Annotated in this window: 16 protein-coding genes and 4 tRNA genes; 13 read left to right on the forward strand and 7 right to left on the reverse strand. The window is 62.5% G+C overall.

The window, feature by feature from the left end:
- Positions 1-13: 13 nt before the first annotated feature.
- The 11 genes from Q0H23_RS06520 (at position 14) to Q0H23_RS06570 (ending at position 9,263) form a co-directional block, all read left to right on the forward strand.
- Positions 14-88, forward strand: a tRNA-Gly gene (locus Q0H23_RS06520).
- Between the two features lie 138 nt (positions 89-226).
- Entirely contained in the window at positions 227-1,507 is a 1,281-nt protein-coding gene (locus Q0H23_RS06525; protein WP_293814917.1) for an aminopeptidase, read from the forward strand.
- Positions 1,508-1,595: 88 nt separating this feature from the next.
- Positions 1,596-1,671, forward strand: a tRNA-Lys gene (locus tag Q0H23_RS06530).
- A 147-nt stretch (positions 1,672-1,818) separates the two neighbouring features.
- Positions 1,819-3,165, forward strand: coding sequence for an adenylosuccinate lyase (purB, locus tag Q0H23_RS06535; protein WP_293814918.1), 1,347 nt, complete (start codon positions 1,819-1,821; stop codon positions 3,163-3,165).
- Between the two features lie 98 nt (positions 3,166-3,263).
- Entirely contained in the window at positions 3,264-3,533 is a 270-nt protein-coding gene (locus tag Q0H23_RS06540) for a TIGR03905 family TSCPD domain-containing protein (protein WP_293814920.1), read from the forward strand.
- Between the two features lie 9 nt (positions 3,534-3,542).
- On the forward strand, positions 3,543-4,781 hold the full coding sequence (locus tag Q0H23_RS06545) for a twin-arginine translocation signal domain-containing protein (RefSeq protein ID WP_293836821.1): 1,239 nt from the start codon (positions 3,543-3,545) through the stop codon (positions 4,779-4,781).
- A gap of 157 nt (positions 4,782-4,938) precedes the next feature.
- Positions 4,939-5,658 carry a response regulator transcription factor gene (locus tag Q0H23_RS06550; protein WP_293814923.1) on the forward strand — a complete coding sequence of 240 codons (720 nt, stop codon included), beginning with the start codon at positions 4,939-4,941 and terminating at the stop codon, positions 5,656-5,658.
- Positions 5,659-5,824: 166 nt separating this feature from the next.
- Positions 5,825-7,309, forward strand: a complete 1,485-nt coding sequence (locus Q0H23_RS06555; RefSeq protein ID WP_293836823.1) for a HAMP domain-containing sensor histidine kinase — start codon at positions 5,825-5,827, stop codon at positions 7,307-7,309.
- Positions 7,310-7,570: 261 nt separating this feature from the next.
- Positions 7,571-8,467, forward strand: a complete 897-nt coding sequence (locus Q0H23_RS06560) for a phosphoribosylaminoimidazolesuccinocarboxamide synthase (protein ID WP_293836825.1) — start codon at positions 7,571-7,573, stop codon at positions 8,465-8,467.
- Positions 8,454-9,086, forward strand: coding sequence for a hypothetical protein (locus Q0H23_RS06565; RefSeq protein WP_293836827.1), 633 nt, complete (start codon positions 8,454-8,456; stop codon positions 9,084-9,086). Before Q0H23_RS06560 ends, Q0H23_RS06565 begins: the two co-directional genes overlap by 14 nt.
- A 101-nt stretch (positions 9,087-9,187) precedes the next feature.
- Positions 9,188-9,263, forward strand: a tRNA-Arg gene (locus Q0H23_RS06570).
- A gap of 147 nt (positions 9,264-9,410) precedes the next feature.
- On the opposite strand, the gene pknB is transcribed toward Q0H23_RS06570, so the two are convergent.
- The 6 genes from pknB to Q0H23_RS06600 form a co-directional block, all read right to left on the reverse strand.
- A complete protein-coding gene (gene pknB / locus Q0H23_RS06575) occupies positions 9,411-11,243 on the reverse strand; it encodes a Stk1 family PASTA domain-containing Ser/Thr kinase (protein WP_293836829.1) in 1,833 nt (610 codons plus the stop codon).
- Positions 11,244-11,338: 95 nt separating this feature from the next.
- Positions 11,339-14,206: an FtsW/RodA/SpoVE family cell cycle protein gene (locus tag Q0H23_RS06580; RefSeq protein ID WP_293836831.1), complete on the reverse strand. Its 2,868-nt coding sequence runs from the start codon at positions 14,204-14,206 to the stop codon at positions 11,339-11,341.
- 1 nt (position 14,207) lies between these two features.
- Positions 14,208-15,575: a Stp1/IreP family PP2C-type Ser/Thr phosphatase gene (locus Q0H23_RS06585; protein ID WP_293836833.1), complete on the reverse strand. Its 1,368-nt coding sequence runs from the start codon at positions 15,573-15,575 to the stop codon at positions 14,208-14,210.
- Positions 15,572-15,985 carry an FHA domain-containing protein gene (locus tag Q0H23_RS06590; protein WP_293814934.1) on the reverse strand — a complete coding sequence of 138 codons (414 nt, stop codon included), beginning with the start codon at positions 15,983-15,985 and terminating at the stop codon, positions 15,572-15,574. Before Q0H23_RS06590 ends, Q0H23_RS06585 begins: the two co-directional genes overlap by 4 nt.
- Before the next feature lies 1 nt (position 15,986).
- Positions 15,987-17,153 carry a DUF3662 and FHA domain-containing protein gene (locus Q0H23_RS06595; protein ID WP_366509949.1) on the reverse strand — a complete coding sequence of 389 codons (1,167 nt, stop codon included), beginning with the start codon at positions 17,151-17,153 and terminating at the stop codon, positions 15,987-15,989.
- Positions 17,146-18,927, reverse strand: a complete 1,782-nt coding sequence (locus Q0H23_RS06600; RefSeq protein ID WP_293836837.1) for a serine/threonine-protein kinase — start codon at positions 18,925-18,927, stop codon at positions 17,146-17,148. Before Q0H23_RS06600 ends, Q0H23_RS06595 begins: the two co-directional genes overlap by 8 nt.
- Positions 18,928-19,056: 129 nt before the next feature.
- Between Q0H23_RS06600 and Q0H23_RS06605 the strand changes: the two genes are divergently transcribed.
- A tRNA-Leu gene (locus tag Q0H23_RS06605) sits at positions 19,057-19,143 on the forward strand.
- Between the two features lie 129 nt (positions 19,144-19,272).
- Here Q0H23_RS06605 and Q0H23_RS06610 read toward each other — a convergent pair.
- Positions 19,273-19,470 (reverse strand): DUF6724 family protein, encoded by a 198-nt coding sequence (locus tag Q0H23_RS06610; RefSeq protein WP_293814939.1) that lies wholly within the window; start codon positions 19,468-19,470, stop codon positions 19,273-19,275.
- A 158-nt stretch (positions 19,471-19,628) separates the two neighbouring features.
- On the opposite strand from Q0H23_RS06610, the gene serS reads away from it, so the two are divergent.
- Positions 19,629-20,915: a serine--tRNA ligase gene (serS, locus tag Q0H23_RS06615; RefSeq protein WP_293836839.1), complete on the forward strand. Its 1,287-nt coding sequence runs from the start codon at positions 19,629-19,631 to the stop codon at positions 20,913-20,915.
- The last annotated feature ends 311 nt before the right edge of the window (positions 20,916-21,226 follow it).

Genomic DNA, 21,226 nt, shown 5'->3' on the forward strand with positions numbered 1-21,226 from the left:
AATCATCCGGCATGCGGGCATCGCCAAGTGGTAAGGCAACGGCTTCCCAAGCCGTCATTCGCGGGTTCGAATCCCGTTGCCCGCTCCATGAGAGACAGGGCCCGGCGCACGCGCGTCGGGCCTTTTTCGTGCCGGTTTGAGACGGCAGCCGTTGGGTACATCACAAGACGCGTGGTTGGGTACACAGCATTCGCGTGTCTCCACGCGCCAAGTCGAAAGGAATTCCATGAGCGACATCCCCATGAGCGACGCCGAATGCGCGCTCTCCATGAAGCGCCTTGAGCCCCGTCAGCGCCTCTACGCCCAGCTCCTCGTGCGCAATGGCGTGAACATCCAGCCTGATCAGGAGCTTGTCGTTTCCGCTCCTGTCGAGGCCGCGGACTTCGTCCGCCTCGTCGTCGCTACCGCGTATGAGATGGGCGCTGGCCACGTCACCGTCATCTGGGGCGATGACGAGCTGTCGCGCCTCGAGTACGATAACTGCCCGCTCGAGCGGTTCAAGAAGCTCCCCTCCTGGAAGGTCGAGCAGATGAATTCGCTTGCTCGCGAGGGTGCGGCGTTCCTCTGGCTTGATGGCGAGGATCCGGATGCTCTCCTTGAGGTCGATCCCGCGAAGCCGGCCGCCCGCTCCGCCGCGTCGCATCGTCAGTGCACGGAGTATCGCCACGGCCTCGACTTTGGCGAGAACTCCTGGTGCATCGGCGGTGTTCCGGTCAGCGCCTGGGCGCACAAGATCTTCCCGAGCCTTTCTCCCGCGGAGTCCATGCTGCGTCTTTGGGAGGCGATCCTCGAGACCGTCCGCATCGTCGACGAGGACCCGGAGAGCGCCTGGGAGACTCACGACGCCACCCTCGTCAAGAACAAGCGTCACCTGAACGAGGCTCACTTCGACGCGCTTCGCTATGTCTCGGAGAACGGCACGAACTTCACCGTTGGCCTGCCTGCCCGTCATGTTTGGGAGGGCGGTTCTGCCAAGACGAAGGATGGTGTGAGGTTCTTCCCCAACATGCCCACCGAGGAAGTCTTTACCTCTCCTGACCGCAACCGTGCGGACGGTATCGTCCACTCCGCGCTTCCGCTCGTTCACAACGGCTCCGTCATCCGCGATTTCTGGCTCAGGTTCGAGGCTGGCCGTGTGGTCGAGTTTGGTGCCGAGCAGGGTGAGGAGGTCCTGCGCCACATCATCGAGACGGACGAGGGGTCCCACCACCTGGGCGAGTGCGCGCTCATCTCGAAGAACACGCCCATTCGCCAGAGTGGCCTGCTCTTCTATAACACGCTCTATGACGAGAACGCCAGCTGCCATCTCGCTCTGGGCATGGGCTTCCCGGATTGCTATGAGAACGGCGTCAACATGGACAAGGAGTCTCTGCTCGCGGCTGGCGTGAATGACTCCGCCACCCACGTCGACTTCATGATTGGTGCTGATGACCTCAACATCTTCGGCATCACCGCTGATGGCGAAGAGGTTCCCATCTTTGACCACGGCCAGTGGAGCTGGGAGTAGCGAGTTCGGGGCGATGGTTGACCAGTTTCCGCGAGGACGCGCCGTCAGCTCATCATGTGTCCGCTGTATCAGCTAGAATCATGCAGACGCGCCGTTAGCTCAGTTGGTAGAGCAGGGGACTTTTAATCCCAAGGCCCAGGGTTCGATCCCCTGACGGCGCACCAAGACAGAGTCGCAGGCTGGAGTGCTCGGGTGCTCCAGCCTGCTTTCTTTTGCGCAGTTGGCGGCATGTGCCCTTCGCGCGGTAGAATCAAATAGTTGTGCAGATTCGTCGCGCGTCGCGACGCAGGCCAAACCCTTGGAGGAGCCGCATGATCGACCGTTATACCCGTCCTGAGATGGGCCACATCTTCTCGCTCGAGAACAAGTACGCCATCTGGCAGGAGATCGAGGTCCTCGCCTGCGAGGCCCAGGCCGAGCTTGGCAAGATTGGCATCACCAAGGACGAGGCCGCCTGGATCCGCGACCACGCCAACTTCGAGAAGGCCAAGGTCGACGAGATCGAGGAGGTCACCCGCCACGACGTCATCGCCTTCCTCACCAACATGAAGGAGTACATCGACGCCGACGTCCCGGCTGACGCTCCCAAGCCCAGCCGTTGGGTCCACTACGGCATGACCAGCTCTGACCTCGGCGACACCGCCCTCTGCTACCAGCTCACCCAGGCCTGCGATCTCATCATCGAGGACGTGCGCAAGCTTGGCGAGATCTGCAAGCGTCGTGCCTTCGAGGAGCGCGACACCCTCTGCGCCGGCCGCACCCACGGCATCCACGCCGAGCCCATGACCTTCGGCATGAAGTTCGGCTCCTGGGCCTGGGAGCTCAAGCGCGACCTCGACCGTCTCGTCGACGCGCGCAAGAACGTCGCCTTTGGCGCCATCTCCGGTGCTGTGGGCACCTATTCCAGCATCGACCCGTTCGTCGAGGAGTACGTCTGCGAGCACCTCGGCCTCGTTCATGACCCGCTGTCCACGCAGGTCATCTCCCGTGACCACCACGCTTACCTCGCTGGCGTCCTTGCCACCACGGCTGCCACCTGCGAGCGCATCGCGACCGAGGTCCGCAACCTCCAGAAGACCGACACCCTCGAGGCCGAGGAGCCGTTCCGCAAGGGCCAGAAGGGTTCCTCCGCCATGCCGCACAAGCGCAACCCCATCACCATGGAGAAGGTCTGCGGCCTCTCGCGCATCGTCAAGTCCAACGCCCAGGTCGCCTTCGACAACGTCGCCCTCTGGCACGAGCGCGACATCTCGCACTCCTCTGCGGAGCGCGTTGCCCAGGCCGACTCCTTCATCGCACTCGACCATATGTTCCAGTGCCTCATTCGCGTGATTGACGGCCTGCAGCTCTATCCGGCTCGCATGATGGCCAACCTCAACAAGACCCGCGGCCTGATCTTCTCCTCCAAGGTGCTGCTCGCCCTCGTCGACACGGGCATCACCCGCGAGGAGGCCTACGCCATTGTCCAGGAGAACGCCATGGCTACCTGGCATGAGGTTCAGGACTGCGTCTCTGGCCCGACCTTCAAGGAGCGCCTCGAGGCTGACCCGCGTTGCACCGTCAGCGACGAGAAGCTTGACGAGATCTTCGATCCGTGGGACTTCCTGACTCGTATCAACGTTGTGTTCGACCGCCTCGAGCAGCTCTCCTTCGAGTAAGCTCGGCCTCTGCGAAATTCTCGCGCGTGAACCCTCCCGTCAGTGGGGATACTGGCGGGAGGGCTATTGATAGAAATTGACGAAACATGGAGGGAAACATGTTCACCTACGACTTCCGCCCGAAGGGCGTCTGCTCCCGCATGATTCACATCGCTCTTTCCGATGACGGCTCCACCATCGAGCAGGTTTCTTTCGAGGGTGGCTGCAACGGCAACCTCAAGGCCATCTCCAAGCTCGTTGCCGGTCATCCGGTCGAGGAGATCTCCAACATCCTTGCTGGTAATACCTGTGGTCCGCGCAAGACCTCCTGTGCCGATCAGCTCACGATTGGTCTGCACGAGGCGTCTAAGGCTGCCCGAGAGGCGTAGGGGACCATCTTGTCCATCCTGCCCAAGAACATATCCCGTCGCGGCTTTCTCCGCGGGGCCGCTGCAACCGCTGCCGGTGCGGCGGCGATTTCGGTGCTCTCGTCCTGCAAGGGTTCCGACACTACCGATGAGAACGATCCTATTGTCGTGGAGTCTGGGACCGCCACGTACGTTTTGGGGTCTGGTGACATTGAGGGAAAATACCAGGAGGCTAGTGAGGGCGCGGGCACCGCGTCGCTTGCGGAGGCTGGCTCCTGGAATCTCCCCCTCGGCTGTGTGCTTCGTCCCTCGGAGGGATCATGGAAGCCCTATGTCATGCCGGGCACCTCACCTGCTGCCATGACCTCCGCAGGTGCGTTCTCGATTGCAAGTGGCGCCAATACGGTGTTCCTGTCAGCGGCGACCGCTGGCGGCAATTACGTCATTTATGACGCGCAGTGCTCGGACTCCGTGTACGCCTGGATCGAGTTCGACGTCGTCACTCATGACTGGAAGCTCTTCGCGGCCTCCCTTACGGATGGTGGTCTTGGTACCGCCTCGGCCCTTTGGCAGGCGGACGCAAACTACGACCCTCCGCTCGTGTGTTGCTCGGGAAAGAGCGTGATCTGGCTCGTCATGCCTTCAACAGGCGGAAGCAACACGTCGGAGCCCTCCTCCTGCTACGTCTGGCAAGCTGGCGCGAGCTCTGCCGACGAGGTCGTCCGCTCGCAAGGTCGCTTCGGTTGCGCTCCATCGGTCTCCGATGGCAACGTCGTTCTTGTCCCGCGTGTCCGCGTGAACGAGGGGCGCTATTACGGCATCACCGCCTATTCGCTCGAGAGCAACCTGTCTAACCAGGTGGCGCAGCTTGTCCTGCCCGCCTCCGTCACGCCGCTCTCGGCCGTCTACATGGGGGGACAGTTCGTCTTCTCCATTGAGAAGAACTATGGCGGTAGCACCGGCCTGCTTGGTTCGATGGGCACGTATATCGGTTCGGGAGATGGCCCGTTCATCGCACTTCCGCGCGAACCGGTATCCGTGGTCGCGGGCAAGGGTGGCGTCTACCTTGTGAAAGTTCGCGCCTCGCACCTTATCGTGGATACGAACGCCCAGACGTATGCCACGCTCGTGGCCCCCAACCGATGCCTCGACTTTGGTGATTATCCGGCAAGTATGGGCACAACTTCGACCTTCGTGACCTTCGCCACCGTCAAGGACGAGGACACCGGTTATCCCAGCTCGGTGAACGTGAGGGCTTGGACCCTGTAGGCTTGGAAGCACGGCATCCGTTGCTGCCGGTCTGGCTCGCCTACCCGCCTGCCGCCGACTCGATGTGTGCTAAAACCCTCTTGTGGGGTAGACTGAACCCAGGAATGCCTGGAGCGCCTATGCCTCCAGGGCACCAAACAGCTGATGGGAGGCCTTCATGGCTTCAGATACGAAAAAGATCCTGCTTGTCGAGGATGAGAAGAACATCCGCGAGGCCGTCGCGGCCTATTTCGAGCGCGAGGGCTATTGGGTCCGCGCCGTGGGCGACGGCCAAACTGCCGTTGAGGAGTTCGAGAAGCACGGTTTTGACCTCGTCGTTCTTGACCTCATGCTCCCCAAGCTCTCGGGCGAGCGAGTCTGCCGTGCCATTCGCGACCAGTCTGATGTGCCCATCATCATGGTCACGGCGAAGGACCAGGTCGAGGACCGCATCATCGGTCTCGAGCTCGGTGCTGATGACTATCTCGTCAAGCCCTTCTCGCCGCGCGAGCTCGTCGCCCGCGTGCGCGCCCTTCTTCGTCGTGCCCGCACGGAGAACGAGCCCACGGTCGAGGTCCTCGATTACGGTGACCTGGTAATCAACATCTCTGCCCACAAGGTGACCGTCCGTGGCAAGGAAGTCGACCTCACGGCTTCTGAGTTCAAGCTTCTCGTGACGCTCGCCCGCTATCCGGGCCAGGTCTATAGCCGCATGGAGCTCGTGGAAAAGGTCCTCGGCTATGATTTCGAGGGCTACGAGCGCACCATCGACTCTCACGTCAAGAACCTTCGCGCCAAGCTCGGCGACGATCCGCGCAACCCTACCTGGCTCTATACCGTCCACGGCGTGGGTTACCGCTTCGATGCTCCCGAGCCCGCCGCCAAGGACGAGAAATAGCCGGTAAGCAGTGGTTCCCGCCAAGTTCGTCATAGGCAAGCGCATCCGTCAGGATGCGTCTCGCGAGGATGATATCCCCGAATCCCTGCGCACGAGCGATTCCGCTCGTGCGTCGTGGAAGACGCTGTCGAATCGCAAGTCGCGGCACATGTCATATCGAGCGCGTATGACGCTCATGTTTGCGAGTATTGCGGCCATGACGGCCGTGATACTCGTCGCCGTTCTCGGCGTGAATTGGGAAGCCCAGTTCATGCACTACACGCGCTCAAACATGGATCGCTATGCCGCCGTCATCGCCGATGGCCTTGCTGAGGACTACGATTCCGCGACCGGTCTTTCTGGCAGCGCGGTCGATCGCATTGTGCAGGCGTCGTCCATTTCAAGCGAAATCGGCGTGCAGGTCCTCGATGCTGATGGCAAAGTTGTCTATGACGATACCTGGGCGGGCAGTAGTTACGAGACGGCGGTAACACCTGATGCCACCGCTGACGCTGCTGGCTCTGTTGAGGAAGAGGCTGCCGCCGTTTCCGCGCCCGCGCCAGCACGCAGCAATGCCGTTTCGCTTGCGCCCACTGACGCCGAGTCTGTCGTTATGCGTGAGGTAAAGCTCGAGGATGGTTCCGTGATTGGCACGGTCCGTCTCTGGGCCTTCGGGTCTGACGCCCTGCTCACCAAGGGTGACGCCGCCTTCCGCACCAACTCCTATAAGGCCGTCGTCACGGCGAGTGTTGTCGCCGTGATCCTCGCCTGCCTCATGGGCGTCCTTGTATCTCGCAAGCTCGCCAAGCCCGTAAAGTCGATTACGTCGACGGCTGCCCAGATTCGCTCCGGTGACCTGACCGCCCGCACGGGAATCGTCGGCGATGACGAGATTGGTCAGCTGGGCGAGACCTTCGACGATATGGCGACGACCCTCGAGCGCGATCTTAAGCTTGAGCATCGCTTAACGAGTGATGTCGCCCACGAGCTGCGTACGCCCCTCATGGCGATGCTCGCCACGGTCGAGGCCATGCAGGACGGCGTCCTTCCGTCTGATGAGGAGCATCTCGAGACCGTCGCCTCTGAGGTCCGCCGTCTCTCGCGTCTGGTTTCCGCGATGCTTACGCTGTCGCGCATCGAGAATGGCACTACGCCCTTCAGGCCCGAGCGCACGGAGATGGTCGGCCTCGTTCGCTCCGTGGTCGAGTCTCAAGAGCAGCTCTTCAATGATCGCGGCCTGCGTCTGCGTTTCGACGCGAACGCACCTCGCGGCGAGCTCTATTGCGAGTGCGATCGAGACATGATTCGCCAGGCTCTTATCAACCTGATGTCGAACGCGCTGCGTTACACGCCCGAGAATGGGTGGGTTGTCGTGAACGTTGGGCAGGAGGGTCGAGACCTCAAGATTGCCGTTTCTGACACCGGCATCGGCATCGCCAAGGAGGACCTTGCCCGCGTCTTCAGCCGCTTCTGGCGCTCGGACGCGAGCCGTGAGCGCGCGAGCGGTGGCCTCGGCGTCGGCCTCTCCGTTACGAAGGAGATCGTCGATCGCCATCACGGTTACATCAGCGTCGAGTCTGAGCTTGGCAAGGGTACGACGTTCGTCCTCCATATCCCGCGCGAGCAGGAGCGTGGGCACCAGCAGGACGCCAACAAGGGCATGACCGAGTAAATCGTGCGCGCTGGGCGCCGTGGTTGGCTAGTTCCGTGCGGGTAATCGGGCATGCGGGGCGTTGTGCGGCTCGTTCTATTTCGCCCTGGCTTGTTGTCGTTGTATGGGTGTCCAGCTTGCCGGTTCGATGCTCGGCCCACGGTTTCCCGCTCCGCGGAACTGCCTATAAGGCCCGCTTTGATGTGGCCGCGCACCTGCTATTCCTCTACAATGGATTAGTTTGATAAATGCGGTAACTCTTACGAGAGGAAGCGGTGCTTCATGGCGACCATGGGTATTCGTCCGGATTCGCAGGGCAAGGTTCGCGACATTTATGATTGCGGGGACTCCCTGCTGATGGTCGCGAGCGACCGTATCAGCGCATATGACTTCATCCTCCCGGATGAGATTCCCTTCAAGGGCGAGATTCTCACGCGCATCTCCGCTTTCTGGTTCAACAAGTTTGCGGACATCGTGCCCAACCACATCATCTCGATGGATCCGGCGGACTATCCGGAGGAGTTCGCGCAGTACTCCGATTACCTCCTTGGCCGATCCATGCTCGTGAAGAAGGCCACGACGATTCCCGTCGAGAGCATCGTCCGCGGTTACCTCACCGGTTCTGGCAAGAAGACCTATGACGAGAACGGCACGGTTTGCGGCATCAAGCTGCCTGAGGGTCTCGTCGAGGCCTCCAAGCTCCCCGAGCCCATCTTCACCCCCTCGACCAAGGCCGAGATTGGTGACCACGATGAGAACATCTCGTTTGAGCGTTGCGTCGAGATCGTGGGCGAGGATACCGCCAACAAGCTTCGTGATGCCACGCTTGCCATCTACAACGCCGCCTCCGCGTATGCCGCCACCCGTGGCATCATCATTGCCGACACGAAGTTCGAGTTTGGCTTCATTGACGGCGAGTTCTCGATTATCGACGAGTGCCTCACGCCCGACTCCAGCCGTTTCTGGCCCGCGGAGGGTTATGAGGCCGGTAAGGTTCAGCCCAGCTTCGACAAGCAGTACGTCCGTGATTGGCTCCGTGCCAATTGGGATATGACCGGCGAGCCGCCGTACCTGCCTGCCGAGGTTGTCGCCGGTGCCTCCGAGCGTTACCAGGAGGCCTACGAGATTATCACCGGCGAAAAGTTCGTCCCCATGAAGGAGAGCAATGTCTCAGCGTAGTCCGTTCAACCAGCGCAACATGTCCAAGATCGGCACCGGTGCCGCCGACGCCGAGGCCGAGAAGCCCGCTTCTGCTGGCATGGCCCGCAAGTCGCCCAGCTCCGCCAAGCCCGCTCGTGAGGCTGCCGGTTCCGTGCGCGTCGTGAAGCAGCACAAGAACCTCGATGGCTCCACCTCCACCGTCGGTATGACGAAGGAGGAGAAGAAGGCCCAGCGTAACGCCGAGCGCGAAGAGGAGCGCTTCGTCGAGGGTCTCGTCGACTCCGTCATGAAGCTCGACCCGCTGTACAGGAAGTATCGTCGCACGTGGTGGATCTTCATGGCCATCGGCGTCGTGTGCGTCGCCCTCTCGTTCGCCTGCGGCTATATCGACTCGCCCGCTGGTGAGAACATCTTCAAGCTCGGCACTATCGGCGGTATTGCCTCCGTCGTGTTCCTCTTCCTCGCCTATGCGTTCATCATCACGACGATCGTGTGGGAGTTTAAGATGATTCGTCCGCTCCGCAGGACCGCCGAGCACAAGATCTCCAGCATGAGCGACAAGAAGCGTCACGCCCTCATGGAGGAAATCTACGAGGCCGAGGAAAAGCGTCGCGCCGAGAAGAAGTCTGGCAAGTAGTTTGTGTTCCTCTTCAGCTCGATAGACCGAAGGGCCCGAGAGCTGTAGAATATTCTCCCGTTCGTATTAGTGCGAGCGCCGCCTATGGCGGGACATAGTCTGCCTTCGTAGCTCAGGGGATAGAGCACCGCTCTCCTAAAGCGGGTGTCGGCCGTTCGAATCGGCCCGGGGGCACCAGACATTCAACAGGCCAGGGGCATCGTGTCCCTGGCCTGTTTGCTTACCTTTGCCACGGAGGGGCATCGAGTTGCTTCGCTACAAAGAAAGGCGCCCGGCGTTCGCTTGGAACGCCGGGCGCCGTGCTATCGGGCTATGTGGTCGAGCCTAGTTGTTGCTCTGGGTCGAATCGGCCGAGCTGTCGGTGCCGGGGGTCTCAGATCCGCCACCGGAGGTGCCAGTGTTTCCGCCAGCGTTGCCACCGTTCGAAGGCCTCGGGCCCTTCGAGATGATGAGGGTGATCTGGGTATCCTTGCCCTGCTTGCCGGTGGGGCTCTGCGAGATGACGCAGCCGGCCTCGACCTCGTCGCTGTACTGGCTGTTGCTCGTGTCGATGTTGGTGAAGCCGGCAGAGTTCAGGTCAGAGATGGCGCTCGACTTGCTCCAGCCAGCGTGGTTGCCAGCGTCTGCACTGCCCACGCCCGTGGAGATGTGGTAGGTGATGGTGTCACCCTCCTTGGCGTCACTCCCGGCCTGCTGGTCCTGGGTGGCGACCTTTCCGCTCTCGACAACGGTCGACTCGACGGAGTCGCCTACGGCACCCTTGAGATTGACGGCGGCAAGTGCCTCCTCTGCCTGCGCGGGCGTCAGGTTCTTAAGGTCAGGAACCTTGACGGTCGCCGCGGGCTCCTTGCCCTTGGAGAAGACAAGCTTGACCTTCGTGCCCTTCTCGCACTGGGTATTGCGAGCCGGGTCCTGGCTCACGAGCTTGCCTTCCTCGATGTTGTCGTCGTACTGCTCGGACGTGCTCACGATAAACCAACCATCGCCGTACTCGGCGAGCTTCGCCGTGGCCTCATCCACCGTCATGCCTTCGAGGTTGGGCATTGCCTTCACAGAGGAATTGCCACCAAAGACGCTCATCGCGACACCGGCGATGATGGCGATCGCGGCAATGACTCCAATGACGATCGCGGCGACCTTGCCCTTGCTCTTGGGCTTCTCCTCCGGCACCTGCATGCCGGAAAGATTCGTTTGGGCGGTGGAAATGCGGCCGGTGGTCGCGGGGGACATTCCAACGGCGGCGCGAGGCATGGCCTGCGTGCGGCCTCCAGCCTGCGGGCGATTCATGGCCTGAGTCGGGCCGGCGGAGATGAGGGACGTGGCCTCGCCAAGGTTGACGATGCGGCCGGCAAGGTAGTCATTCAGGACGCGACGCAGTTCGTCAGCGGTCTGGAAGCGCTCCGCGGGGTTCTTGCGCATGCACTTGAGGATGATGCCCTCGAGCGTTGCATCGACGTTGGGATTGACTTGGCTGGGAGGAATGGGCTGCTCGTTGACCTGCTTGAGAGCAACGGAGATGGCGTCGTCGCCGTCGAAAGGAACTCGTCCCGTCGCGGCTTCATACATGACGATGCCGAGGGAGTAGAGGTCAGAGGTGGGGCCAAGCTCCTTGCCCTGCGTTTGCTCGGGCGAGACGTAGTGAGCGGTGCCAAGCACGGAATTATCAGCCGTGAGGTGGCTGTTCTTGGCGCGAGCGATGCCGAAGTCCATCACCTTGATGTTGCCGTTGGGCTGCACCATGATGTTCTGCGGCTTGATGTCACGGTGGATGATGTCGTGCCTGTGGGCCTCGGAGAGGGCCTGGCAGATCTGCGAGCCAATCTGGGCGACCTTGCGGCAGTCGAGGGCTCCATGGTTGCGGATGCCGGTCTTGAGGTCCGTGCCGCGCAGGTACTCCATGACGATGTAGTACGTGTCGCCATCCTTGCCCCAGTCATAGACGCCCACGATGTAGGGGCTCTGGAGTGCCGCGGCAGCCTGAGCCTCCTGCTTGAAGCGCGCAGCGAAGGACGGATCTGTTGCGTACTGCGGCAGCATCATCTTGATGGCGACGGTGCGACCGAGCACCTGATCGAGACCGCGATAGACGGTCGCCATGCCTCCGATGCCAATCCTGTCCTGGACGGCATAGCGTCCGCCGAGTAGCTTGTCTGCCATGTGTGCTCCCATCAAACCTCTGCGCCCGTTGGCGCTCGTATCCATCATGCCATCAATGACGCCCGGAGGGCGTACTCGTTAGTGTTAGTCGTCCATCAGCTTGATCCTTGCGCCTGCGCGTTGAGCGACTTGGAGAGGACTTGGCCGGCAAGCCTTGCCGCAAGGCCGCTCACGTTGTCATCGTCAGAGCCCTCGACGCATATCGAAATGGCGAGCGTCGGGTTGTCATAGGGCGCGAATCCAATGAAGGTGGAGTTGATCTGACCGCCTGCGACCTCAGCGGTGCCCGTCTTGCCGGCCACGCGCGCGCCGTAGACCTGGGCCGCTACGCCCGTGCCGTTCTGGACGACGTCGAGCATTGCCTCCTTGACCTGCTGTGCGGTCTCTGCCGTCACGGCCTGCCCGAGACTTCGGGGTTTGGTCGTGGTGATGGTGACGCCTTCGGGTGAGAGCACGTGATCGACCAGATACGGGCTCATGACAACGCCGTTGTTGGCGATGGCAGCGGCCACGACGGCGTTCTGCATCACCGTGGTCTGGGGGCCAGCCGGGCTCGAATGCTGGCCGACGGGCTGGCCGGCGCCCGCCCATGCGGTCTCCCACTCCGTCATCTCGGACGCGTCTGGCATGAGCGATGCCGTAACGTGGAAGTCCTGGCCCAGCGTCGTGCCGTAGCCGAAGGCCTTCGCGTAATCGACGAGGGTGCTTGCTCCAACGTGGACGGCTAGCTGGCCAAACGCTGTGTTCGAGCTGTGCGTGAAGGCGTTGCGAAGCGTGGTCGTGCCGAAGTCCTCGTCGGAGACGTTCGTGACATCGGCGCCCCCGATGTTGATGCGCGCGGGTGCGTCGATCGAACTGTCGAGAGTCGCCGCGCCAGAGTCGAGGGCGGCGGAAAGGGTCACGACCTTGAACGTGGATCCGGGCGTGTACAGTGAAGCGCAGCTGCGGTCGACGAGCTCGCCGCTACTGTCTCCGGTCGAGAGAATGGTCGAGATGTCGTTGTAGGAGAACGTGGGCGAGGATGCCTTTGCGAGGACGGCGCCCGTGGTGGGGTCGAGCACGACGATTGAGCCGACGTGCCCCTCGAGGGCCTCCTCAGCTGCTTGTTGAATCTGAGAGTTGATGGTGACAACGACGGAGTTGCCAGGTTGGTTCACGCCCGCGAGCGAATACAGGGCATTCTGCCAGTTGGAGTAATCTGCGTGACCGGTGAGGGAGTCGTTCATCGACGCTTCGATGCCTGTGGCGCCGTACTGGGTCGAAACGTATCCAACGGTATGGGCGGCGAGGCTGCCCTGCGGATACGTGCGCACATAGGTGCCGTCTGCCTGCTTGAGGGACTCTGCGAGCGTCACGCCGTCTGAGGTGAGGATGGCGCCGCGCTGCACGTAGGCACTTCTCGCAATCGTGTGGTTGTTGTTGGGCAGCTGCTGGTAATAGCTTGCCTTTATTACCTGGATATAGGTCAGGTTCGCGATAAGGGCCGCGAATAGCAACGTGAAGAAGGTCACGAGTAGGGTCAGTCGGTTGCCAAGTGCAACACGCCCCAGAACTCCGCCCTCAGAGGTGCCGAGGCCGAAGTGTGCCCGCGCGTGCTTGCCCTGCACGACCGGAGCGCCGCCAGTAGATCCGGGCGCCAGGAGCGGGGAGGGGCTTGCACTCGTGCCGTCGCCAGAGGGCAGTGCCGTGCGCCCCGTGCCCTCGTCGCCGGCGCGCAGAAGCAGGCCGATGACGATGAAGCTTGAGAGCAGGCTCGAGCCGCCCTGGCTCATGAACGGCAGGGTCACGCCCGTGAGGGGCAGAAGCTTCGTGACGCCTCCAACGATGAGGAACGCCTGGAAGGAGAGAGCCGTCGTGAGGCCAACCGCGGTGAACGCACTCATGTCGCTCTTCGCACGCGCCGCGGTGGTGAGGCCGCGTACCGCGAGAAGCATAAAGAGGAGCAGCACGGCGGCACCGCCGAGAAGACCCATTTCCTCCGCGACGGCGGAGAAGATGAAGTCGCTCTTCACCACGGGGATGAGCGTGGGCATGCCCTTGCCAATGCCGGAGCCGACGAGGCCTCCGTCAGCAAGCGAGTAGATGGATTGAACGATTTGGAGTCCAGAGCCGGATGGGTCTGCGAAGGGATCGAGCCAGATCTGGAAGCGCACGCGGACGTGCGAGAAGAACTTATAAGAGAGAGCTCCGCCGATGGCGAGCAGTGCCAGGCTGACGAGGACATAGCCAATGCGACCGGTCGCGACATAGAGCATGACAACGAAGAGGGTGAAGAACAGCACAGCGCTGCCAAGGTCGCGCTCGAAGACGACGACGACCAGGCACATGCCCCACATGACGAGCATCGGGGTGAGCATGCGCAGGCGCGGCAGCGTGAACGGGCCCACCTTGTGCGAGGACGCTGACAGCAACTCGCGGTTCTCGGAGAGATAGGCGGCAAGGAACAGGACGATGAGGATCTTCGCGATCTCGCCTGGCTGGAACGAGAAGCCGCCGATGCGTATCCAGAGCTTCGAGCCATAGATCTCCGTACCGAAGATAGCCGGCATGAGCAGGAGCGCCACGCCGGTGAGACCGAGCGTGAACTTATAATCCGCAAGCCTGTCGAGGTTGGGGATGAGTATGAGCGTCGCCACCATGGCCGCGACGGAGACGAACAGCCACACGACCTGTCCCATGGCGTCCTCGGGCGCAAGGCGCGTGACAAACGTGATGCCAATGCCCGAGAGGATGAAGACGAGGGGCAGTATTGCTGGGTCAGCTCCCGGGGCAAGCAGGCGTATGGCGATATGTGCCGCCACGAAGGCGACGATGAGGCCGATGGGCACCGAGAGCGTCTCGAGCGAAAGCTGCGCTCCCGTGTTCATGACATACATGGAATAGAGCAGGAGCACCGGCACGGCTCCGGCAATAAGCAGGAGGAGCTCGGTGGCGCGGCGAGAACCGCCAATCTGTTTGGTCATGCTACGCGCCTCCTTCGGCACCTGTGGTCACTACATCTGCTCCGGTTTCCGCAGCTTCTGGGCCGGATGCCCCGAGGGTGCTTCCAACTGCGCCGTCCGTACTGTCAGATTGCGCGTCGTCCGCGGCCTTTTGAGCCTTGGCGCGCGCTTCTTCAATCTGGGTCTGGTAGGCCTGGACCGTGGTTAGCGCGTCGTCTCTACTAGCAACTGGGATGCCAGCAGCGAGCTGGTGCTGGGTCGACTCGGGGAGGTCGGCGATGCTCACCTGGGTACTCTCCTCGAGACTCGAGAGCGGAATCCCGAAGGCGCTGCTATGGATGCCCTGGTAAATACCCACTCGCCCGCCGTCTGCGCCGATATACCAAGAGGAGCGGATAAAAAACCCGAGCGCGATGGACAGAACGACGGCGAGCCCCAGCAACACCGCGAGCCAACCAAGTACTGCCCGGCGCCGCGCCAGACGGCGAGCCTCCTCGCGCCCGTCACTTACGACATCGACGACGATGACGGACACGTTGTCATGGCCACCGGCTTCAAGCGCGGCAGCGACGAGCTGGTCCGTGCAGTCGATGGGCGTCGCCGAAGAAACGGAGAGAAGCTCGATTTGGGCGTCGGGAATCATGGAGGAGAGGCCGTCGGAGCAGAGGATGATGCGGTCCCCGCGCTCGATATCGAGTGAGAAGTGATCCGCGTACATGTCTGGGTCGGAGCCGAGAGCTCGAGTGATGATGGAGCGCGAGGGGTGTACGCGAGCTTCGTCCGCCGTAATCTCTCCAGCGTCGACGAGTTCCTCGACGTACGAGTGGTCATGCGTGAGGCGCACGAGGGTGCCGGCGCGCAGGAGGTAGATGCGCGAGTCGCCCACGTGCGCGATGGCCATCTTGGTGCCCTCGATGATGCAGCAGGTTGCGGTGCATCCCATGCCAGGCTTGCCCTCGCCGTTCGCTGCCCCCTGGATGACGGCTTCGTTCGCTGCCTCGATGGCGGCGCCAAGCAGTGTGTCATCAGCGTGTTCCGGGGCATGGCTGGCGATGGTGCGAACCGCGATGGAACTTGCGACTTCGCCCGCGGCGTGTCCACCCATGCCATCGCAAACGCCAAAGAGCGGATTCCTTACGAGGTAGGAGTCTTCGTTGTGGCCGCGTACGAGGCCCACGTCCGTGCGCCCCGCCCAGGAAAGGCGTGTATCGGCACCCATTTCGAGGCCCGCACCGGGACGAGAGTCGAGGTCGAATGCCGGCGCGTGTGGGTCATGGGTATCGTGACGGCGATGCGCGCGAAGATGGGGCCCGCCATGGCCGATGTGGCCAACGAGGGGCAAGGGGCCCGTCGAGCCCAGGGGATTATTGTGTCCGAGAGCGGAGCTCATCGACGGCTCACCCTCATGACCACGTCTCCAACCTGCACTTCGTCGCCGTCACGCAGGGTGACGGGATCGAGGATGAGGCGGCCGTTCACAAGCGTGCCGTTTGTGGAGTGAAGGTCTTCGAGTACGAGTGCGGGCCCCTGCAGGGTGAAGCGGGCGTGGGTGGAGGAGACGATTGGCTCGGCGATGACGATGTCGCTCGAGGGCGATCGACCGATGACGACGGGGCCGAGCATGTCTACGTGGAGGCCGCGAAGCTGGCGCGGGCCCTTGTCCACGTCGACACACCAGATTGCCGGGTCCTTGCGCTGGCCCCTGACGAGGCCGATTCCCGTTTTCATAACGACGAACAGGAACAGGTAGAGAACCACGACGAGGGCAATGCGCCCCATGAACAGGACGAGGTCGATCATATTAGTTCTCCCTGAACTCGAGGTTCGTGAGACCCAGAGTGATCAGGTCGCCGTCGCGAAGCGAGCACTCGTCGATGTCCACGTCGTTTACGAGCGTGCCATTGGTCGAGTTGAGGTCGCGAATGCGCCAAGTCTGGCCGTCAAAGGAAAGCTCTGCGTGCGAGCGAGAGACATTGGGGTCGTGAATCACGATGCCGCCCGCGGAACGCTCGCGGCCGATGACAGTGCGCGGCGCGCTCGCCGTGAAGGTGCGGCCAGACTTGCGATCGATGAGCAGGCACGCTGCGGGGTTGGCTGCGGGTGCGGGAGCCGCCGGTGCCACGCGGACCGTCTGGGGTGCGGGCTGCGGAGCAGCGTATGCCTGATGCGGGGCGGCGGCGCCGGGGATGGCCCGGGCGGCTGCGCCTGCGGCGAAGCCGGCAGCTGCCGCGGGAACGGCGGAAGCCGCGGATGCCGGGGTGGCTGCGGCGACGGGGGCAGGCGCGGCGACGGGAGCCATGGGTGTCGGCGCCTGGGAAGCACGGCTGCCCACGAGGGGCACGTTCTGATACTGACGCGCAGCACGGCCCTGGGCGAAGAAGGCGTCCTCCGCCTCGAGAACCGCCTCCTGCGGCATTACGTCGAGGCCGCTCTCCATGTTGGAGAGGGGTGCCGCCTGAGGCTGGGGCTGGGGGATGGGACGCATCCCGGGTGTCTGGGCGCGCGAGCTTGCGGCCCCGCCGAGGCCGCCATCAAGGGAAGAGTCCGCGCCAAGGAAGCGGGCCTCCTCCTCGCGAAGACGGTTGAGGGTGCCGGCATCGACGTTTTCGGCGAAGACGGAGAAGCGGCCGCTCTTGAGAGAGGGATCCGCCATAAAGCGAACGACGGGCTTGCCAACGAAGACGTAGCCCTTGCCCTGTGCCTGCCCCTCGATGAACTGGGAGGTTTCCTTGGTGAGCTGTGCGTAAAGCGGACGCATCGTGATGTCGTCCTCGCTGGAGATGAGGATAGTGTAGAGAGCCGGCGCGGTGTCAACGCCGTTGATGACGAAGGTCTCCGCCTCCATCTCGCGCGCGGCCTTCTTGGCAAGCTTCTTGAAGGAGAAGGGGGCGGTGACGCCCTGCGTGGTGGCGCCAAAGAGGCTACCCACGCGCTGCTCGAAGACGTTCAGAAAGTTCACGTCACTCATCCTCCCAGGTGTCGGACACAGGGCCCAGGGTCATGATTGAAATGCTCATAAGTATTAGACAGACTAGCGCAACTGCGATGTCGCAAATGGACGGCGTGGTCCATAACCCACCATTCTCCACTCTGGCAGAGAAGACGAGGGTCGCTATGAGGATGGCGCAGCAGGTCACTTGGGCGGCAGCGCACGCCGCGTTGGAGCGCCGCTTCGAAATGAGAGCGCAGGCCAGAGAGGCACCGGCGCAGCCAACTGCCATGAGCCACGAGCTGCCGCTCGTGACCGTTCTACCAACCGCCGAGGCGAACGACGCCCCGTCGCTTGAAGCAAGCGCTGACGTCAAGAACATGGCGAGGACTCCTCCGAGGGCCGAGGTCGCAGCTGCCGGGAGCGGTGACAGGCACGCGCCGGCAAGGGCGGCGCTTCCCACCGGGGATCCAGTGGCGCAGCCTAGAAGCAGCGCGGCGTGCGAAAGCCTGCTTGCGGGGCTTACGTGCGTCTGCCAGAGATAGAGCGCCGCGCCGGCTAGCGCTGCGATGAGGAATGCCGGGGAGTATGCGCCGGGGGTCACAAGCGTTATCACGTAGACGAGCGTGGTGAACGTCCCTCCGGCTGCGGGCAATGCCGCCGAGAACGCAGCCGGAACAAGTGTCGATGCCGCGGCCAGTGGCATCGACTCAATGTTGAGCCCGATGAGGCGCGCTATCGCCGGAATGCAGCGAAGGCAGACGGCGCCCGAAACGGCGGCGCAAACGACGCGGGAGGTCGCATTCGGTAGCCACGGGTAACGCTCTGCGATGCCCACGCGCATCGCAGCGTTCCACACCTCGTCAGCAGGGCCGGTTTCGTCCCTTGCCTGCGCGAGGAGGTCGGCCACGGACGCGCGACCCTCTGCCTCGTCCCCGAGATAGGGGAGAACTGCGCGGGCAAGCTCGCCTGCCGTAGACGGGCGCCTGCCAGGGTCCGCGCTGAGGGCTTCCGCGATTTGGTCGCTTACGGGTCCTGCGAGTTCTGGCTCCACCTTGGCTAGCGGCCTCGCTCCCTTTTCGATTCTCCTGAGCGATGCGTCCGCATCCTTGGCGAGAAACGGGCATGAACCGGTCAACGCTTGGTAGCAGACGCAGGCGAGGGCGAAGACGTCCGTGCGCTCGTCGACGTAGTCTCCCGTGAGCTGCTCTGGGGGCATATAGCCAACCGTGCCTCCTCGAGCGCCTTCCCAACCCGCGGCGCTCGCAAGGCTCGCCATGCCAAAGTCACCGAGCTTGACGTTTCCCTGCGCGTCTATAAAGACGTTCGATGGCTTGATATCAAGGTGTAGGACACCCTCGGCGTGCGCGTGGTCGAGCGCTGAGGCGAGGCTCGAGAGCAGGTGCGCGCACTCGTCATAAGTGAGAACGCCGCCCTCGACACGCGACATGAGCTCGGCCAGGGTCATGCCGTCAACGAATTCCATGATGAGGTACGCGGTTCCTCCGCGTACCTCGAAGTCGTGGACGGTGACGATGTTCTGATCCGTTAGGCGCGAGGTAATGCGTGCCTCCGAGAGGGCCTCTGAGAGCGTGGAGGCACCCATGCCGGGCGCGGTTTCGAGGGGAATGCACTTGATAGCGACTTTGCGGTCGAGGCGCGTGTCCCAGCAGACGCGGACCTCGCCAAATCCACCCGTGCCTCGAGTTTCGACGGTGCGATAGCGCCCGAGCAGCAATGGCTGATCGGTCTCAGGCTGCGCCTGGTTGGTGGCAACGGCCCATCCCTGTTGTTTGGGGGCGGGTGTCTGCACGGCGTTTGTCCTCGTTTCAGCTGCGTGTGCCGGTGCGTTGATTGGGGTAATTCTAGCAGCACGAGCGAAGAGGTACAAAAAAGTTCTTGCACAATTGAGATGGCATGGGTTACTATCTACCCTGCATCTGCGGGCGTGGCGGAATTGGCAGACGCGTACGGTTCAGGTCCGTATGGGGGCAACCCCATGAAGGTTCAAGTCCTTTCGCCCGCACCATGTTAATGAGGAGGCCCCGGGAAACCGGGGCCTTTTTCTTTCAATATGTCGCGCTTGCCGCAGGATCAACCCAACTGTCACACTTGCCGCAGGGCCTACCCGACGGCTTGGGCCTTCGGCGCTGCGAGCCTACTTGTTATCGTCGTCGAAGAACGACCATCCGTTCTCGTCGTCCTCTTCGTCTTCGTACTGGTCATACGTCTCGCGCGTCTTGTGCTCGAGGATGATTGCCGCGATCAGGAAACCAACAAGGATGATCCCGATAAGGGCGAGGACGCCCGCGCGCGTACCAAAAAGCCAATCGACGAAGCTAGCAATCGTGTTCATGGGTGCCGCCTTTCGCCTCGTTAACCGCGAGGAGGAGTGTCGTGGAGGGCTCTCGCCTGCGCGCGAGCCTCATCTAGAGCCAAATTTGCCCATAAGTATATACTTGGCTGCTGAATGACCCGCGGGCGTGGCCCGCGCTAAAACGAAAGGGAGCAGCCATGCTCGACATGAAGTTCGTTCGCGAGAATCCCGATGCCATCGATACCGCGATGGCAAATCGTCAGACCTCCTGGGACCGTGAGAAGTTCTTCGAGCTCGACGATGAGCGTCGTGCCGTCATCGGCGAGGTCGAAGACCTTCAGGCCACCCGCAACGCTGAGTCCAAGAAGATCGGTGTCCTCATGAAGGAGGGCAAGAAGGACGAGGCCGAGGCTGCCAAGGAAGCCGTCCGCGAGGTCAATGAGAAGATCGAGGGCCTTGCCGCCCGTCGTACCGAGCTCGAGCAGGAGCAGTATGACTTCATGGCCCACCTCCCCAACATTCCGTGCGAGGCCACGCCCGTTGGCGTCGACGAGTCCGAGAACCCCGAGCGTCGTCGCTGGGGCACCCCGCGCGACTTTGAGGCCGAGGGCTTTGAGTTCAAGGCCCACTGGGACCTTGGCACCGACCTTGGCATTATGGATTTCGATCGCGGCAACAAGCTCTCTGGTAGCCGCTTCACTGTTCTCGGTGGCGCCGGCGCCCGCCTCGAGCGCGCCCTCATCAACTTCTTCGTGGACACTCACACCGCCCGTGGATTCAAGGAGTGGTGGCCGCCCATCGTGGTTAAGCGTCAGACGATGTTTGGCACCGGCCAGCTCCCCAAGTTCGAGGACGACGCCTATCACGTTTCTGGCGACAACTTCCTGATCCCGACGGCCGAGGTCGTCCTGACTAACCTCCATGCGGGCGAGATCCTCGATGCCGCTCAGCTGCCCCTCTGGTATACCGCCTTTACCCCGTGCTTCCGCGAGGAGGCTGGCTCCGCCGGTCGAGACACGCGCGGCATCATTCGCCAGCACGAGTTCGACAAGGTCGAGATGGTGAAGTTCGCCAAGCCGGAGGAGTCTGACGCCGAGCTCGAGAGCATGACTGCCGAGGCCGAGTACCTGCTTCAGCAGCTGGGCCTTCCGTACCGCGTGATTAGCCTCTGCACGGGCGACCTGGGCTTCTCCGCTCGTCAGACGTATGACATCGAGGTTTGGCTGCCGAGCTATAACGCCTACAAGGAGATCTCCTCTTGCTCCAACTGTGGTGACTTCCAGGCCCGTCGCGCCAACATCAAGTATCGCGACCCCGAGAACTTCAAGGGCACGCGTTACGTTCACACGCTCAACGGCTCCGGCCTGCCTGCCGGCCGCACCATGGCTGCCATTCTGGAGAACTACCAGAACGCCGATGGCTCCGTTACGGTTCCTGAGGTCCTGCGCCCCTATATGGGTTGCGACAAGATCGAGCTCGCCTAGTCCTGGCGGCGCGTTGCGTAGAAAGCCGCGCAACAACATATAGATCTGAACAGATGGGGTTCCGGTATCGCCGGACCCCATCTTTCTTATAGAGGGACGTTGGGCGATGCTAAATGTCGACAGCTCTCTGGCGGACAATCGCCTAGCGACGCTCTGAGCAGGGGAAAGGCGGGATGATATGTGACGCGGCAGAGACCGTACCCGCCCCTCCCACAGCCTCCCGCCCTCCCGAGTTGTGTGCGTCCCGTGGAGACGCCCCCGCCCCCTTGCGGGCGGCCCCGGGGGCGCGTATATTTCATCCCTGCGCCGCG

This window comes from uncultured Parolsenella sp. (genome assembly GCF_934660935.1).
In the GTDB taxonomy this organism is placed as follows: Bacteria; Actinomycetota; Coriobacteriia; order Coriobacteriales; family Atopobiaceae; genus Parolsenella.